Below are 16,674 nucleotides of genomic sequence, written 5' to 3'. Positions count from 1 at the left end.
AAAGCAGTGCTTTGTTATTTCACCTCTCAGGGTTTCAGGAAGCACTGCTTCCTGCCTAAATTACGCCATGAGCAAAATTAAAAGCATTGCTTTGAATTTTGTGCAAGATGCGCGCGGCAGTTTAGGAATCTAGAATTATTCAAATAAAAAAGAGCGCTTAGGCGCTCTTTTTTATATTTTAAAAAATTAATCTTTGAAGAATAGGAATAAATATTTTGAGCCACTAAATTCGGCTTTAGTATGCAAGTCGAGCGCAGTTTTCATATTTATAAAATAGACCAAGGCTGTTTCGATGAAGATAATTTTTAATTATTCATGGGTATAAATCGCCACCTGATTGCGTCCATTTTTCTTGGCTTGGTAGAGTGCAATATCGGCATTTTTAATCAGCAGGTTTAAATCACTTTGATTTGGCTGCAGTTGGGATACTCCAATCGACACACTGAAATTAAAAAAGCACTTATCTTTAACACAAATTTGATGGCTTTCAATTTTTCGGCATAAGCGGTTGGCAATATTCATCGCATCTTCCAGTGTGGTATCGGGTAGCAAAGCAATAAATTCTTCCCCCCCAAAACGGGCCAGTACATCGCTATGACGCATTTCCCGGCGAGTAATATCAGCCAGTACCCGCAGCACTTCATCTCCCACATCATGACCATATGTATCATTAATATTCTTAAAAAAGTCGATATCAAACATCAATAGACAGGTTAAATTATATTTGGGCCATTGCTGTATGTTCTGTTCGGCCAGTTGTAAAAATTGTCGGCGGTTATATAACTGGGTCAGTTCATCCGTATGCGCCATTTCAGTTAAGGTGTAATAGTTCCAGTCATTGAGTAACACCCGCAAAAAATTACGTTTTGAATTTAATGTGTTATTCCAGCTGATATACATGCTGAGCAATAAAACCGGCGCGTAAATGAGTGAAAATAAAATCAGTTCCTGGACACTGACCAACCTGAATACGCCATTAAAAATCACCGCACTAATCAGCAGGGAACTAAAAATAGAATTACGAAAAGATACCTGTATGCATAAATTGCCCAATAAAATAAAGATGATGCTGGCGTAGAGATACGTATTCACAACGGGACTATGTGATAAATACAGCAGTTCAAGCCATATTGCTGCTGCAGCTGCAACAGAGGCTGGCAGCAAGCTATCCAGAATTTTAATATTCTTGCAGTAGCGGAAAGCCAGCCAGTTGACCGACAGTGCCAAGATGACAAGACTGAGCCGTGCAATACCGGACAGCATGCCAATGTCCGGTAATAAAACCCAATCGACAAAGAAATAGCTTAAAAAAGTCAGCTGACCAATAAAATTGACGCATTTTAAAAACTGTCGTTGGTGCTTATTTTGATAATCCAGATAATATTGTTGAAATTGTTCCGGAATACGGGTGCTAGGATGTTCTAGTTGGTGTTCTATCTGTTTTTGATTGGCGAGCGTACACAGCTGCTTGGGTAAAATGGCAGTTCCGATATTTGAATATTTATCTTTATTGTTCCCGATATGATTATATTCTTGATTTTCAGAGTAATGAAAATTTTCCTGCTGTCCTTGGGACATGATTATCCTCTTCTATAGCAGATTGGTCAGGGAGAAATAGTATGCTGAGGAAAAATATCTGTATACAGAAGACTGGGTAAGTCATCGCTATAATTGTGACAAAAAATTTTTTTCCTATAAAATTCATATGAATAGGGTAAAAATAGTCAATCATTTATCGCGTTTAGACCTTGTTTTATGAAGAAAATTTCAAAAATAATATTGTCCTGTCCATAGTATTCAGCGTACTAACTTTAACTATAGGCTGAATGATGAAGAGTCTATATGATTGATAACAATAGGTAGGACTTACAAGAACAGTTGCGTTCATGAAATTCAGGATAGTCATATGACCAATAGCAGCTATACAGAGCTTTCCAATTCGGACGATTGTGAAAAATACGTAAACCGCTTTATTCAGGAATTTCCTTTGCGTAGTGCGGAAATTGGACAGGGCACTGTGATTAAGCGCGCCTTGCCCAGTCGCCATAAGCGTTTAATTGGGGCATGGTGCTTTCTGGATCATGCTGGTCCCGTGACTTTTCCCCAAGGTGATGGTCTGGATGTCGGACCACATCCACATATTGGCTTGCAGACTTTTACCTGGATGATTGAAGGCACCATGATGCATACCGACAGCTTGGGTACAAAGCAACTGATTCGCCCCAAACAGGTCAATTTAATGACCGCAGGATATGGCATTTCCCATACTGAAGTGGCACCGGAAACCGAAACCCATATGCACGCTGCGCAGCTCTGGATTGCCTTGCCGGATGACAAGATTAATATGGCACCGCGTTTTGATCATTATCCGGAACTGCCGGTGGTGGAAAAAGATCAGGTTGAATTTACCGTACTGGTGGGGGAGTTCTTGCAAACTCGGTCCCCAGTTGCGGTGCATAGCGAATTGCTGGGTGTGGATTTAACTGCACAGGAATCCACCACCACCCGAATTCAACTGAATCCGGAATTTGAATATGGCTTTATGGCGCTGGAGGGGGCTGCTGAAGTCAACGGTCATGAGCTGACAGAGGACAACATGGTCGTGCTGGAACCAGGCATGACGGAAATTGAAATCCAGTTACATAAAGGCAGTCGAGTACTGCTATTGGGTGGCGAACCTTTCGAGTCACCAATATTACTGTGGTGGAACTTTGTCGGGCGGACTCAGGAAGAGCTGTGCCAAGCCCGTGACCACTGGATGAATCAGGATAACCGTTTTGGCACCATTCCTGACTATCCGGGACCTCGCCTGGAAGCACCTGCATTCCCCAATAAAATGCGAGCCTCAAAATAACAATAAAATTCAGGAAGTTGGAATATGGAAATTATTGCAAATGCAGAAGTACAGAGCCTGGATGAACCTTGGTCAGGCGAAGTGAAAAGTGGCAAACACCAGTTTATGACGGATAAACCTGAATCATTGGGCGGGCAAGATCGGGGTCCTGCACCTTATGATTTTATTTGTTCCGGTCTGGTTTCCTGTACCATGATTACGCTGCGCATGTATGCCAGTCACAAAGGTCTGGAGCTCGGTCAATTTTCAGTAGAAGCTGATTTTAATAGCAATAAAGAAGGTAAAGAGTGGATTGAACGTCGTTTGTCCTTTGCTCAGCCATTATCGGATGAACTGAAACAAAAAATTTTAGACATTAGCAGTAAAACACCAGTCACCAAGACGCTGTTACGCAGTCTGGACATTAACACGGTTCTGCTTTAAATCCATGATCCAATAGCCATGACATTGTGTGCAAAGCAGAATGTCATTTTTCCAGCCGATCGGTCATGATCAAAATATAAAAATAGAGGTCAAAAAATAATGATTACACTGCACCATTTAGATCAATCGCGTTCTTTTCGAATTTTATGGGCTTTAGAAGAGCTGGCTCAAGATTATCAGGTCAAGTTTTATAAACGTTTACCAACATTTGCTGCACCGCCTGAATTAAAACTGGTTCATCCTTTGGCTAAAGCACCGATCTTGACTGATGAGGACCAGACGATTGTCGAATCGGCAGTGATTTTGCAGCATTTGCAAGAAAGTTATGATACAGCGCAGAAATTTAAGCCGAAGGCCAAAAAAGACCAGCAACAATACCGCTACTGGATGCACTATGCCGAAGGCTCCTTAATGCCGTTATTGCTGATGCAACTGGTGATGAACAATGTACCGAAACGTGTACCCTGGCTGATTAAGCCAGTGGCACATAAAATTACTTCCGGCGTGAAGGCGGGATTTATTCATCCGCGTTTAAAAGAGCATATTGCTTATCTGGAAGATTATTTATCCATGCATGAATATTTTGCCGGATCATTTTCTTTTGCCGATATTCAGATGTGGTTTCCACTCGATGCCATTCAATCCAGAACATCCGGTTCATATCCCAATATAACCAAATATCTGAAACGTCTTGAGGAACGGCCTGCTTTTCAGAGAGCCAGGTTCAAGGAACAAAGCCTGACTTAAAACAGGTAGGTGGCCTGTTTTAGATCAGGGTTAAAACAGGCCGGTCTAGCAGAGTTTGTACAGGCGTTCTTTAGGGAAAATGACTTTAAAAGTCGAGCCTTCATTCTCTTTGGATTCAATTTCCAGATGCGCGCCGTGTTGCATCAACACATGTTTCACAATGGCCAGACCTAAGCCAGTGCCACCGGTTTGACGGCTACGCGCACTATCCACACGATAGAAACGTTCGGTTAAACGTGGCAAATGTTTGGGGTCAATCCCGATGCCGGTATCTTGAACGGTAAAGATGCCGTGTTCACCATCATCATGCCAGCCCATGGTAATCGTTCCACCTTTAGGGGTGTACTTAATGGCATTGGTAATCAGGTTGCTAAAGGCACTGGCTAGCTCGGTCTCGGAACCGATCAGGTCACAATGGCTGTCAATGTTGAGATTGAGCGCATGGTGATAGTCGACATTATAGGCTTGTGCATCATCAAACAGCTGGTTCATCAGACTTGGCATTTCAATAATCTGGTTTTTCGCGATTTTTTTATCATTTTCTAAACGCGACAATAGTAATAGATCATTCACCAAGGCATTCATGCGCTTGGTTTGCGCCTGCATCTGGTCGAAGGCACGTTTCCAGCGCGGGTTTAAATCTTCCTGATCGGTAAAGGTTTCAATATAACCGCTGAGTACGGTAAGCGGGGTACGTAATTCATGGGAAATATTGTCGACAAAGTCTGTGCGCATCTGTTCCAGATTATGCATGCGGGTCACGTCATAAGCCACCAGTAAGCGGCTTTCCCCACCAAAGCGGGTCATTTTGACTTGTACATAATGGTCTTCAAAGGCCGAAGATTTCATTTTCAGGCCATCGGGTGCTTCATCAATATGGTTAAAATATTCAATAAAACTGGGCTGGCGCAGAATGGTTAAAATATTGCGACCACGATCTAGCGGTTGAATACCCAGGAGTTTTTCTGCAGCCGGATTCCACCATTCAATCTGGTGCAGATCATCAATCAGTACCACCGCTTCAGCTAGCGCCACCAGTGAAGATTGCGCCCGATCAATCAGGCCGACCATTTCTGCCTGAACAATACGCTCCTGGCGCTGCGAACGATAGACATTAAACAGCAAGGCTCCCCAGATGCCATTTAAACTGGGCGGCACATCATAAGGACGGTTGGAAATCCATTCATTGACCAGATACAGTGAACGCAATTGCAAGGCAAAAAACACCGTAAGGGCGATGAGAATAAAAATCCAGAAATACCCAATCCCTAAACCGATTAAACCTGCGATCAGCAATAAAAAGGCGAGCAGACGTAAATCTTGCTTGGCAAAAGTCCATAAACTGCTGTAACGAAACTGTTTATGTTCTCGTGCAAGTTCCGGGACGGGGTAGGGTTCATACATAAAATATAGTTGACCTAAATGACGACTAACCTAAAGCGACATCTGCGCGGGTAGAAAAACGGTAACCTGTACCACGAACCGTTTGTACATAACGGTCTGCACCAAACGGTTCCAGCACTTTACGCAAACGACGGATATGTACGTCAATGGTACGATCTTCAATATATACGTTACCACCCCAGACCTGATCCAGCAATTGAGCACGGGTATAGGCACGTTCCGGATGCGTCATAAAAAAGGCCAATAAACGGTATTCCGTGGGTCCCATTTCTAAAATATTCTGACCATGACTGACCCGCTGGCTGACAGGGTCGAGTACCAGACCGTTAGCATCAATGGTTTTTTCACCGTTTAAGGCATTGGCACGGCGTAACACGGCCTTAATGCGGGAAACCAGTTCCCGGGTAGAAAAGGGTTTGGTCATGTAGTCATCTGCACCGGCATCCAGACCTTGTACTTTATGGTCTTCTTCAGCGCGGGCAGTGAGCATGATGACTGGAATTTCTGATAGGGTTTCATCGCGTTTCAGACGGCGGCACAGATCTACACCGCTGACACCACCTGGTAACATCCAGTCGAGTAGAATAAGCACAGGGCGTTGATCCACAATCATTTGATGGGCCTGTTTGGCATCTTCAGCCTGTAGGCATTGGAAGCCCGCCATATCCAGCGAGGTATGGATCATTTCCCGGATCGGGAGCTCATCATCGACGATTAATATATAGTCATCTTTCACAGCGCAATACCCTATTTCACGTAAACGGTGGACCGTTTTATATTTATGACAGGCTTATTACAAAGATTAATTATGACAGTATCATTGCAGAATAGGTAGTTCGGCTGAATTTCGCAAGAAATTGTCACAATTTTAATAAGATACAATCAAGAATTAAAAATAAATCAGTTAGATAAATATATTAAATTCAATATGTTGAGTATTTATTGACAGTTTGGTGACCAGGGCTGTGCCGGAATCATATTTTTTCTTTTTTCGAAAAAGTATCAAGCAGCGATAAAAAAACGATACTGCAAGAAGACAGTACATCCTCTATAGAGAGCTTGAAACCACTGACTACCCAGCGGATGGCGATTTGCGTGACATAGCCATTTAGGCCAGTCGAAATCATCGAAATTTCACGTTCAGAGCGGTTAATGTTCGGCATCATCAGCATCACAAAGGCATGAATCATACGGTCAAAACGCGACATGGTTTCATGGATGGTGGCCTGGTTATGCAGCTCCTGAACCAGCATGGCATCAATATAAATAATCCGTGCCATACCCGGATTGTCTTTTAAGGTGGTGAGCAGGGCGGTTAAACCGGCTTCGATCATTTTCCGCGGATCGGTGGAGGCCTGCATAATCGCCTGCGTGACATTGTGCTGCAACTGATCAATCAGCTTTAAAAAGATGGTCTGAAACAGTTCATCACTTTTCTTAAAAGATTCATAGAAATAGCGTTCAGTCAGTTTGGCTTCCGTACAAATATCCTTGACTGTGACTGCAAAAAAACCATGTGTACCATAGGCTTCAATTCCGGCTTCAATCAGTTTTTCTCGACGTGCCTGTTTACGTTCGCTTAAAGACATACCTTTAAATTGACGTTCTTTAGTTTTTGCCGGTTTATTTTGATTTTCTTCGAAATTTTTGTGCTGTTCAGTCATAGATGTGGTGTGCCGAATGAAATCGAGATTTTGCCTTATATTAACAATAATTTATCTTTAGACCTATGTTTAAAACAAAGCTGCAGCTTTGCCAGTACAGGGATCAATAGACGATATATTATATTGACAATGGTTATTGTCAAAATTATATTGGATGGATGAACTGCAATCTTCCAGATAGAAAAACAATCGAGATGTTTAGATGGATGAGGCAGCAAGCTGAATAAGGATAGCTCATGAAAAATTTTAAAAATAAAGTCGCAGCCATTACTGGGGCAGGGTCGGGTATTGGGCAGCAATTGGCCGTACTTTTGGCCAAGCAAGGCTGTCATTTGTCTTTAAGTGATGTCAATGAACAGGGTTTGGCGAAAACAGTTGAACTGGTCAAAGACAGTCATGTCCGTGTGACGATAAAAAAAGTCAATGTGGCCAAACTGGAAGAAGTGCGCGACTGGGCTGCTGAAACCGTGAAGGACCATGGTTCCGTCAACATGATTTTTAACAATGCTGGTGTGGCATTGGGTTCAACCGTGGAAGGGGCGAGTTACGAAGAACTGGAATGGATTGTGAATATTAATTTCTGGGGCGTAGTATATGGTACCAAGGAGTTCTTGCCTTTAATCAAGCAATCGGGTGAAGGTCATATTATCAATATTTCCAGCCTGTTTGGCCTAACCGCACAGCCGACCCAGTCTGCCTATAACGCCACCAAGTTTGCGGTACGTGGTTTTACCGAATCCTTGCGGCAGGAACTGGACCTGGAAAACTGTGGCGTGAGTGCACTCTGTGTGCATCCAGGTGGTATTCGGACCAATATTGCCAATGCGGCAAAAATGAATGACAGTATTCGAAGCTTAGGTATGCATCCGGAAAAATCGGCCAGGTCTTTTAATAAATTATTACGTTGCCCACCTGAAGAAGCTGCCCGCCAAATTTTGGAAGCAGTGAAAAAAGACAAGCGCCGTCTACTGATTGGTAACGATGCCAAAACCCTGGACTTAATCCAGCGCATTTTGCCGACCGGTTATCAGCGTGTTACAGCATTTGCCACCAAATTTAGCAATAAAAACAAAAAATCGGCTTAAAATACGGCTTTTAAAAAACCCGCAAATTGCGGGTTTTTTTATGTGCTGAAATGCAGCTTTTCAAATCCGCCCAAAAGTATGCTTTCTTAAGTTTTAACCCGTCAATTGAAGGTATAGGAGAGACTCAGAAATAACTTTATATCTAAAAATAAGAAATAAAAATAAAAAAACCAGCTGAATTTAAATAAGCAAGTGTTGAATTATCAACACACATATCGCGTTAAAACCAACATATTTGGTTGGGATAATGGTAATAAGTATATATAAAACAATAACTTAAAATGTTGGCACGCTTGTTGTAATAACAGGGAGGTGTAATGATAAGAAATTAGGTAAACCTCATGACAGTTTTAAAAGATTTAAAGGCAAAACAATCGCGTGCTGCTCAAGTACGTTCTCAGCTTGATTATCCGGTGATTGATACGGATATCCATACCAATGCCTATAGTCCGGCTCTGGAGGATTATATTGCGCAGTATGGGGGTTCACGTGTGGTCGATGTATTTCGTAGCCATTTAAAAAGTAATGGTTTAAACGCATTAGCGGCAGAGTGGTACAACGCCAGCCCAGAAGAACGTAAAAACCGTCGTCTATTCCGTCCGCCATTTTGGGCACTCCCTTCAGAAAATACCTATGACTTGGCAACGGTTGCCTTACCGGGCTTATTGTATGAGCGTCTAGAAGAACTCGGTACGGACTATGCTGTGCTCTATCCGAATCTGTCTTTATTTCCAATTAATTCATCCAATGATGACCTGCGTCTGTCCTTAACCCGTGCGATTAACCATTTTCATGCCGACATCTATCAGCCTTATGCCGACCGATTGACGCCAGTGGCTGCGATTCCGCTCAATACGCCGCAAGAAGGGATTGAGGAACTCGAGTTTGCACAAAAATTGGGATTAAAAGCTGCACTGATTCCCGGTTCAGTACGTCGTCCAATTCAGGCTGTTGCAGAGAAATATCCTGAAGATACTGATCTGCGTCGTTATGCTTACTGGTTAGATTTCTTCGGCATCGATAGTGAATACGACTACGACCCGTTCTGGCAAAAGAGTGTGGATTTGGGGATTAACCTGTCGACGCACTCGGGCAGTCAAAGCTGGGTGGCACGTAATTCACCAAGCAATTATATGTTCAACCACATTAACCACTTTGCCGATGCCTCTGAAGCATTGGCCAAAGCCTTGTTTTTTGGCGGTGTCACTGAACGTATTCCACAGCTTCGTATTGCCTTGTTAGAAGCAGGGGCAGCATGGGGGCAAAACGTGTTGACTCATCTGGTTGACCGTTTTGAAAAACGTGGCAATGAGCATGTGCAGCAATATAACCCGAAACGGCTAAACCGTGAATTGGCGCTAGAGCTGTATCGTCAATATGGACATACCTTGTACCAGGGTCGTGAACTGAATGAAGCGGAGATTATCGAGAGTTTATTTGGCGTGGCTTCAACTTCACGTTTCCAGACGCAAAATCCAGCTGAAATAAATGACTTTGCCTTGGCCAAAATACAAAACAAACAAGACATTTGGGATCGTTGGGTACCGAACTTCTACTTTGGCAATGAAGCAGATGACCGCACGATTGTCGGTGCATTGAATCCTAAAGGTAATCCATTTGGTCAGAAAATTAATGCGCTCTATTCATCAGATTCTGGCCATTGGGATGTTCCCGAATTAACTGAGCCGTTGGCAGAAACTTGGGACTTGGTGCAAGAAGGCGCGATTACGGCAGAAGACTTCAAGGCCCTGGTTTTTACCAATCCATACCAGTTCTATACCGCCAATAATCCGGACTTCTTCAAGGGCACGCAAGTTGAACACAAACTGAAAAACAATCAGGCCGCTTAAACCTAACTACTCGGAAAATTGAAACAACCTCATGCCTTTGGCATGGGGTAGGGGAAATTTTGTATTTAAAACAATAGATGAAGTGAATGTAACAATGAGAAAGACGAGTTTAACTGTTGCGATTGGATTTATTCTGACGACGACATCGAGTTTTAGCTTTGCCCAGGATGCCACTCTCAACAAGCAATTGGAGGGACTCAAAAAGCAGATTGAAGTTTTACAACAGCGTTTAAATGCAGTGGAAGTGCAAAGTTCGACATCCACAAAAAAAGCAGTTGTTCCAACCACTGTAAATGTAGATAACAGCGAAGAACTGACCGCTCAAGACAGCGCAACTGGCGAAGAAGTCGTAACGGCTGAAGCGACCCCTGCAACATCCGACGATATTGAAGGTTTAAGAGCCGATATCGAAAACTATAAATATGACCAGTCTCGTCAGTATGAACGTCAAACCGTGAAGTCGACCCGCGATACGACTTTATTCGGTACGGTGCAACTGCGTGCCAATGTGCAGGACAATAACACTGCACCCAATACGCCTAAATCAAGCTTTGATGTGGGTACGGCATTGCTGGGCGTGCGCGGTAACTTGTTTAAAGATTATAACGAAGGCAAAAACCTCGATTACCAGGCCTCTTTTGGTTATTCAAAGCGTAATGATGGCAGCAACAACAGTAACTTTAACTTGCTGGATGCTTACCTGCGCTATCACGTATTTTCTACCAATGGCGGTGCAGAAGTTCCCAAGCTGAACCTGACTTTGGGTCAACAATTGCTGCCATTCGGCTTGGACGTGCAATCACCGGAAGATTTACGCCCCACCATCAGCACTGCAACTGCACCGACGTATTTGGGTTTATTTACCCGTCAAAATGGTTTGATTGTGCGTGGCGATGCCAAGCCATTTGTGGACTATGGCGCGAACTATCGTGCCCCGCTGTTTGAATACGCGCTTGGGGTGACCAACGGTAATGGCAGTAATAAAACCGATGACAACAATAGCAAAGATTATATCGGTCGCGTGGCATTTACCTTACCTGTGGATTATGCCAGCTGGCTTCGCGAACTGAAATTCGGTGCTTCCTATATTAAAGGCGAAGCAAAATTATCTGGTTCAGGCATTAGCGACAACAAGGCCAAACGTGATCGTCTGGGTTTTGATGTGTATTACAACCACGCACCCTTTGGCGTGACTTATGAGTATCTGCAAGGCAAAACCCATTACATCGATACGACTGTACCTGCCATAAAAGAAGCCAAAGCAGAAGGTCATACCGTCACCGCATTTTATACCTTGGGTGACCAGTTCTATAACAGCATTAAATCCAATGCCAAGTTTGATGATTTCTGGCCGAAATCGGTTCAGGGTTACTACCGTTACGACAGCTATAACCCGAATAAAAATCAGAAAGATTATCTCGATAGCGCAAGTGGCCGCATTGGTGAATATGACATTCATTCACTGGGTCTCAACTTGTTTTTTGCCCAGACCACCAAATTCCAGTTACAGCTCAATCACTACATTTATGACATTGAGACGGCCACCCAAAAAGACAGCAACGAATTGCAGGCGCAATTCCAATACACATTTTAATTCAATTATTTAAATTATATAGGACTGTTAAATATGAAACTTTTCTCTAAAAAAATTGCAGCAACATTCTTGGCCCTATCAGCACTGGGATTAAGCCTGCAAATTCATGCCGCCAACCCGAAAGAAATCCGAATTTCTATGTCTGGTGCCGGTGAAGGTGGGAAACCGAAACTTGGCGGTTTCTTTATTGCAACTGCACAAGCAAGAGGGGTGCTGGAACAAGAATTTAAAAAAGATGGTATTGCGGTGAAATGGTTATTCTTTCCGGGTGCAGGGCCCGCTACCAATGAAGCTTTGGCTAACGGTAAGGTCGATTTTGCTTTCCATGGCGACTTGCCGTCATTGGTGGGGCGTTCAACCGGTCTTAAAACTAAGGTTTTGTTTTCAACTGGACGTTTTGGTCCAACTTATGTTGTCGTGCCAGCAGATTCTAATGCGAAGAGTGTGGCTGACTTAAAAGGGAAGAAGTTTTCCGTATTCAAAGGAACAGCAGGTCAAATTGTATTTAACCGTGTCTTGGCAAAATATAGCCTGACAGAACGTGATGTACGAGCTATTTCACAAGATGTCTACTCTGCGCGTACATCACTCGCAACAAGAGATATTGATGCCACGATTACTTCACCCTTTAGTCTGGTTTCACGTGGAGTCGCAAAGAAGTTAATTGAAATTAAGGATCCAAAAGTTGCCCCACTTACACATTTTTGGGTAACCGAAAGTTTTGAAAAACAATATCCAGAAGTGACGCAACGTGTAGTCACCACATTAATTAAACAGGCGAAATGGAGTTCTGAAGAAGCCAACCGTGTCACCCAATACAAGCTGTGGGCACAAAGTGGTATTCCATTGGTTGACTATCAAAAAACCTGGGATGGCTGGAACCTGAAAGACCGTAATTCGCCATTACTGGACGAGTTTCATCGTGCACAAATTGACAGCGCATTAAAAATTGCCAAAGATGCAAAACTCATCCGCCGCGATGTCGATACCAAAACCTGGTATGAGCCTAAGTACTTAAACAATGCCTTGAAAGAACTGAATTTACAGAACTATTGGCGTGCATTTAATGCCAATGGTCAGCCGAAATAATTCAGGAATGTGGTTATGAATCCGATTGAAAGCAATGTTGTCCTTAGCCCCCTGAGCGCAAAATTCATGGGCAGTTTTGTACTTTTGACCATTATTGCCGGTTTAGGCGTCGGTGTTGCCCGTATTTTGATCTCATTGTACGCCGTGCAGCTCGAAGCAACAGAGCTTCAGTTGGGACTGATTGCAGCAGCGCAAAGTGCAGGCATTCTGCTGATGGCGCTGCCGATTGGGGTCATGGTGCAGCGTCTCGGTTCACTGAAAGTTTTTAGTCTGGGTAGTGTGATGGGTGCAGCTTTGTATGCGCTCACCCCATTGCAGGAAAGTGCCTGGTATTTACTGGCATTGACAGCCTTGGTGAGCTTTGTCTTACCAATGCGCTTTGTCTCGATTAATACCGTTTTCCTGAGCAATTTAAAGCGTCTTGGGCCAGCCAAAGCAGGCTGGTTCCGGGGTTCACACATGATGGGATTTTTCCTGATTGCCCCGGCTTTAACCGTCTTGCTGATTCAGCACTTTGGTTATAGCAGCAGTTTTTACTGTGTTGCCTTGATGTTTCTGGCCACGCTATTTTTTGCCCCGTTTTGCTTTCAGCAAGTGCATCAGACTGCAGCCAATGCACCGCATTTTCAATGGCGAGATGTGGTTGCCCCACTGGCATTACTGAAAACCCATGCTGCCTTACGTATGGTCTGCGCTTTAGAGTTTTTAAGCAGTCTGGCCAATAACTATTTTGGTTTTTTCATTGTCGTTATCGCCATTCAAAGCTTCTCCATGGCTGAATCGGCGGCAGTCATGTTGTTGACGACCCAAGGCCTGGTTTTTGTCGGTTCCTTATTTACCCTGGGTGGCTGGGCCGAACTGATTGGCTATCCGAAATTTTACTGGATCGGACTGAGCTTAATGGGCAGTGCCTTACTGATTTTGGCCATCACGCCGATTACATTCTGGATGTGGCCGGCATCGCTGATGCTGGGACTCGGTTTGGGCATGCTGCACATTGCCAACTTTATGGCATTTGCCAGGGTGGGCGAGCAAACTGCGATGGCAAAAATTTCGCCGATTGTGGCGCTGGTTGGCCCAGCCGGTGGCTTGTTTGGCGGCTTTTTAGGCGCTGCATTGGGTGCCAGTGTCGGCTTGCAAAACCTGTTTTTCCCGATTGGTCTGGCGTTTATCGGACTGATTTTATTGATCTCTCGTGATCAGGCATTTATCTCTTTTTTAAAACCTGATGATTCACAACAACCAGCAGAAGGACAAGAATCATGAGCCTTACGAATGTAAGCACACATTCGGTACAGTGGCAAAGTTACCGGAATGCATTTGAATTTTTTAAGAAATACCTGAAAGTAACCTTGCAATTGGCTTGTGGTCTGCTGCTACCGGTGTTGTTTTTGGCGGTGTGGCATGTGGCAAGCGTGCAGCAGTGGTTGCCAGAGCAAATTTTGCCAGCGCCACAATTGGTGTGGAGTACCAGCGTTGAACTTTGGCAGTCGGGTGATCTGCAATTTCACTTTGCCACCAGTGCCAAACGCATTTTCTGGAGCGTGGCTTTAGGGGCGAGCGTAGGCTTAAGTCTGGGGATCTGGTTTGCGTTATCACAGCGTGCGCAGCGTTTTGTCTTGCCGACGATTCAGCTCCTGACCCAGTTTCCAATCATTGGCTGGATTCCACTGCTGATGATTTTCTTGGGCATTGATGAAGCCTTGAAGATCGTTGCGATCTCATTAGCTGTGGTTTCACCGGTACTGATTGCAACATTTAAAGGCATTCAGCAAGTGCCAAACCGTTTAATTGAAGTGGCACAGGTCTATCAATTTTCCAAATTCCAGACTTTTTCTAAAGTCATTCTACCTGCCAGCCTCCCTGCGATTATTAGCGGTCTACGCCAAGGCGTAATGCAGGCGTGGCTGGCTCTAGTGTTTGTGGAATTACTGGCAAGCAGTGAAGGCATTGGCTTCCTGATGGTGTGGGGACGTCAATTGATGCAGATGGATATTATTTTCATGGGCATTATTTTAATTGGCATCACCGGTTTTATTCTGGACAGTGGTTTGGCTGCCTTTGAACGCCTTGCTCGTTTTTATGCAACGCGAGTAGGGGGGTAATCATGTCAGAACTCAGTCTTGAAAAATCAGCCATCCGTGTAAATTCAGCTGTAGAAAAAAGCATTAAAGTGCTGCAAGCCTTGATTTTACCCCTCGCCTTTATTGCACTTTGGGCGGTGGCATCTGCTTTACAATGGCTGGATGCCAAACTGATTCCATCACCCTTGACGGTATTCAACGGAGCAATCCAGAGCATTAGCCAAGCCGAATTTTGGCAGGGTTTTGTGGCGAGCTTGAGCCGTAATTTTGTCGGCTATGCCATTGGTGCAACGCTCGGTGTGGCCTTTGGGGTGGCTTTAGGGACTACACGCTGGATCAACTGGTTATTTGCACCTGGTTTTAACGTATTGCGTCAGGTGTCACTCTTTGCATGGTTGCCGTTAATTTCGACCTTTTTAGGCTATGGCAACGGCGCAAAAATCCTGTTTATCAGCCTTTCGGTATTTTATCCGGTGGCGCTGCATAGCCTGGAAGGCGTGAGCAGCATCAGTGCGAAATACAGTGAAGTCGCAAGAGTCTATCAGTTTCCAAAATTGTATACCTACCGCAAGCTGATTTTACCGGCCGCCAGTCCACAGATTTTTGTCGGTCTGCAACTCGGTTTGATTTTCGCCTGGCTGGCAACCGTGGGTTCAGAATTTTTACTGGCAAATTATGGTGTTGGACTGGGTAATCTGGTCATTCGTGGTCGTGAGCAGTTTAATGTGTCTTTGATTATTTTAGGCATGCTGAGCATTGGTTTTGTCGGGGTGATTTTAAACAGCATCCTTGTCCGTATAGAACGAAAAGTCCTGTGCTGGCAGCAGAGCAGTTAGGAGAAATAACAATGAAAATACTCCCAAAATTTTGGCAAAAAGCGGTCTTGGCTGCCGTGATCGGTGCAAGTGTCGTTGCAGGCTGTAGCACACAACAGCTGGAAAAAAATCCTCCCGCTGCAGTAACGAATTTGCGTTACCAAAGTTATCCCGGTCTGGTGTCCTTGCCTGAACTGGCACAAGACTTGGGTTACCTGGGCAAAATTAAACTGGATTATGTCGGCACGGTACAGGGTGGTCCACAAGACCTGCTCACGCTGGTTGCAGGCGATGTCGACTTTGCCTCGGCCTTTAATGGGGCGGTGGTGAAAGTGATTGCTGCAGGTCTGGATGTTGTACCGGTTGTTGCATCTTATGGCAGTGATGCGGAAATGAACGTGGGTTTCTATGTACTGGAAAATAGCCCGATTCGTAGCGCACGCGATTTTATTGGCAAAAAAGTCGCGGTAAATGCCTTTGGCGCACATTATGAATTTATCGTGAAAGATTATTTACTGCGTCATGGTTTAACCGAAAAAGAAATTCGTGAGGTGGAGCTGATTGTCTTGCCGCCAATCAGTGCCGAGCAAGCCTTACGCAATGGGCAAATTGATATTGCTGTGTTCTCGGGCATTTTGGAAAAACGCGCATTAAAAAGCGGAGGTGTCCGTCCGGTGTTTAAAGATATTGAGCTTTATGGACCATTTACTGCCGGCAGTTATTCAATGCGCCGCGACTTTATTGAGCAAAACCCGGAGCTGGCCAAAACCTTTGTCAATGGTGTGGCACGTGCACAAGAGTGGCTACACAACACACCAAAAGAACAAATTATTGCGCGTATGGAAAGCATTATTGATAAACGTCAGCGCAACGAAACCAAAGTCCTGATCCCATTTTATACCGGAACCGGTGTACATGCAGTGGGTGGGGTGCAAAAAGACCAAGACTTCGCACCTTGGGTCAAGGCTTTGGTACAAGAGCAGAAATTAAAACCGCATCAGCTCAATGTCAGTACGTTGTATAGCAATGAATTTAATCCTTATGCAGCACAAAAAAATTAAGATT

15 protein-coding genes are annotated in these 16,674 nt (G+C 44.2%); 11 read left to right on the top strand and 4 right to left on the bottom strand.

Annotated elements, in window-relative coordinates; all coding sequences use genetic code 11:
• Positions 1-309 precede the first annotated feature (309 nt).
• A complete protein-coding gene (locus B9T38_RS10050; RefSeq protein WP_086196675.1) occupies positions 310-1,578 on the bottom strand; it encodes a GGDEF domain-containing protein in 1,269 nt (422 codons plus the stop codon).
• A 328-nt stretch (positions 1,579-1,906) separates the two neighbouring features.
• Between B9T38_RS10050 and B9T38_RS10045 the strand changes: the two genes are divergently transcribed.
• From B9T38_RS10045 to B9T38_RS10035, 3 genes are all read left to right on the top strand, one after another.
• Positions 1,907-2,854, top strand: a complete 948-nt coding sequence (locus tag B9T38_RS10045; RefSeq protein WP_086196674.1) for a pirin family protein — start codon at positions 1,907-1,909, stop codon at positions 2,852-2,854.
• Positions 2,855-2,878: 24 nt separating this feature from the next.
• Positions 2,879-3,277, top strand: coding sequence for an OsmC family protein (locus B9T38_RS10040; RefSeq protein ID WP_086196673.1), 399 nt, complete (start codon positions 2,879-2,881; stop codon positions 3,275-3,277).
• Positions 3,278-3,376: 99 nt separating this feature from the next.
• Positions 3,377-4,024 carry a glutathione S-transferase gene (locus tag B9T38_RS10035; RefSeq protein ID WP_086196672.1) on the top strand — a complete coding sequence of 216 codons (648 nt, stop codon included), beginning with the start codon at positions 3,377-3,379 and terminating at the stop codon, positions 4,022-4,024.
• A 45-nt stretch (positions 4,025-4,069) separates the two neighbouring features.
• Here B9T38_RS10035 and phoR read toward each other — a convergent pair whose 3' ends face one another.
• The 3 genes from phoR to B9T38_RS10020 form a co-directional block, all read right to left on the bottom strand.
• A complete protein-coding gene (phoR, locus tag B9T38_RS10030) occupies positions 4,070-5,428 on the bottom strand; it encodes a phosphate regulon sensor histidine kinase PhoR (protein WP_086196671.1) in 1,359 nt (452 codons plus the stop codon).
• A 25-nt stretch (positions 5,429-5,453) separates the two neighbouring features.
• Complete coding sequence (gene phoB, locus B9T38_RS10025; RefSeq protein WP_086196670.1) at positions 5,454-6,164, bottom strand: phosphate regulon transcriptional regulator PhoB; 711 nt, start codon at positions 6,162-6,164, stop codon at positions 5,454-5,456.
• 238 nt (positions 6,165-6,402) lie between these two features.
• The gene (locus B9T38_RS10020) at positions 6,403-7,092 is read right to left on the bottom strand and encodes a TetR/AcrR family transcriptional regulator (RefSeq protein ID WP_086196669.1); all 690 of its coding nucleotides are present in this window, start codon (positions 7,090-7,092) and stop codon (positions 6,403-6,405) included.
• A gap of 236 nt (positions 7,093-7,328) precedes the next feature.
• On the opposite strand from B9T38_RS10020, the gene B9T38_RS10015 reads away from it, so the two are divergent.
• From B9T38_RS10015 to B9T38_RS09980, 8 genes are all read left to right on the top strand, one after another.
• Complete coding sequence (locus B9T38_RS10015; RefSeq protein ID WP_086196668.1) at positions 7,329-8,177, top strand: SDR family NAD(P)-dependent oxidoreductase; 849 nt, start codon at positions 7,329-7,331, stop codon at positions 8,175-8,177.
• A gap of 341 nt (positions 8,178-8,518) precedes the next feature.
• The gene (locus B9T38_RS10010; protein ID WP_086196667.1) at positions 8,519-10,027 is read left to right on the top strand and encodes an amidohydrolase family protein; all 1,509 of its coding nucleotides are present in this window, start codon (positions 8,519-8,521) and stop codon (positions 10,025-10,027) included.
• A gap of 94 nt (positions 10,028-10,121) precedes the next feature.
• The gene (locus tag B9T38_RS10005) at positions 10,122-11,621 is read left to right on the top strand and encodes a putative porin (protein ID WP_086196666.1); all 1,500 of its coding nucleotides are present in this window, start codon (positions 10,122-10,124) and stop codon (positions 11,619-11,621) included.
• A gap of 33 nt (positions 11,622-11,654) precedes the next feature.
• The gene (locus B9T38_RS10000; RefSeq protein WP_086196665.1) at positions 11,655-12,710 is read left to right on the top strand and encodes an ABC transporter substrate-binding protein; all 1,056 of its coding nucleotides are present in this window, start codon (positions 11,655-11,657) and stop codon (positions 12,708-12,710) included.
• Between the two features lie 15 nt (positions 12,711-12,725).
• Positions 12,726-13,976, top strand: coding sequence for an MFS transporter (locus tag B9T38_RS09995; RefSeq protein WP_086196664.1), 1,251 nt, complete (start codon positions 12,726-12,728; stop codon positions 13,974-13,976).
• Positions 13,970-14,815, top strand: coding sequence for an ABC transporter permease (locus B9T38_RS09990; protein WP_424623755.1), 846 nt, complete (start codon positions 13,970-13,972; stop codon positions 14,813-14,815). The genes B9T38_RS09995 and B9T38_RS09990 overlap by 7 nt, the downstream gene beginning before the upstream one ends.
• Before the next feature lie 2 nt (positions 14,816-14,817).
• Entirely contained in the window at positions 14,818-15,630 is an 813-nt protein-coding gene (locus B9T38_RS09985; RefSeq protein ID WP_086196662.1) for an ABC transporter permease, read from the top strand.
• Positions 15,631-15,641: 11 nt separating this feature from the next.
• Positions 15,642-16,670 carry an ABC transporter substrate-binding protein gene (locus B9T38_RS09980; RefSeq protein ID WP_086196661.1) on the top strand — a complete coding sequence of 343 codons (1,029 nt, stop codon included), beginning with the start codon at positions 15,642-15,644 and terminating at the stop codon, positions 16,668-16,670.
• The last annotated feature ends 4 nt before the right edge of the window (positions 16,671-16,674 follow it).

It is taken from the genome of Acinetobacter sp. ANC 4218 (genome assembly GCF_002135245.1).
GTDB lineage: Bacteria > Pseudomonadota > Gammaproteobacteria > Pseudomonadales > Moraxellaceae > Acinetobacter.
The sequence above is the reverse complement of the archived record's forward strand: the minus strand, read 5'-3'. Positions and strand labels throughout refer to the sequence as shown.

Coding starts and splice junctions, on each gene's coding strand:
- B9T38_RS10050 (WP_086196675.1), bottom strand. CDS start 1,578: ATGTCCCAAGGACAGCAGGAAAATTTTCATTACTCTGAAAATCAAGAA.
- B9T38_RS10045 (WP_086196674.1), top strand. CDS start 1,907: ATGACCAATAGCAGCTATACAGAGCTTTCCAATTCGGACGATTGTGAA.
- B9T38_RS10040 (WP_086196673.1), top strand. CDS start 2,879: ATGGAAATTATTGCAAATGCAGAAGTACAGAGCCTGGATGAACCTTGG.
- B9T38_RS10035 (WP_086196672.1), top strand. CDS start 3,377: ATGATTACACTGCACCATTTAGATCAATCGCGTTCTTTTCGAATTTTA.
- phoR (WP_086196671.1), bottom strand. CDS start 5,428: ATGTATGAACCCTACCCCGTCCCGGAACTTGCACGAGAACATAAACAG.
- B9T38_RS10020 (WP_086196669.1), bottom strand. CDS start 7,092: ATGACTGAACAGCACAAAAATTTCGAAGAAAATCAAAATAAACCGGCA.
- B9T38_RS10015 (WP_086196668.1), top strand. CDS start 7,329: ATGAAAAATTTTAAAAATAAAGTCGCAGCCATTACTGGGGCAGGGTCG.
- B9T38_RS10010 (WP_086196667.1), top strand. CDS start 8,519: ATGACAGTTTTAAAAGATTTAAAGGCAAAACAATCGCGTGCTGCTCAA.
- B9T38_RS10005 (WP_086196666.1), top strand. CDS start 10,122: ATGAGAAAGACGAGTTTAACTGTTGCGATTGGATTTATTCTGACGACG.
- B9T38_RS10000 (WP_086196665.1), top strand. CDS start 11,655: ATGAAACTTTTCTCTAAAAAAATTGCAGCAACATTCTTGGCCCTATCA.
- B9T38_RS09995 (WP_086196664.1), top strand. CDS start 12,726: ATGAATCCGATTGAAAGCAATGTTGTCCTTAGCCCCCTGAGCGCAAAA.
- B9T38_RS09985 (WP_086196662.1), top strand. CDS start 14,818: ATGTCAGAACTCAGTCTTGAAAAATCAGCCATCCGTGTAAATTCAGCT.
- B9T38_RS09980 (WP_086196661.1), top strand. CDS start 15,642: ATGAAAATACTCCCAAAATTTTGGCAAAAAGCGGTCTTGGCTGCCGTG.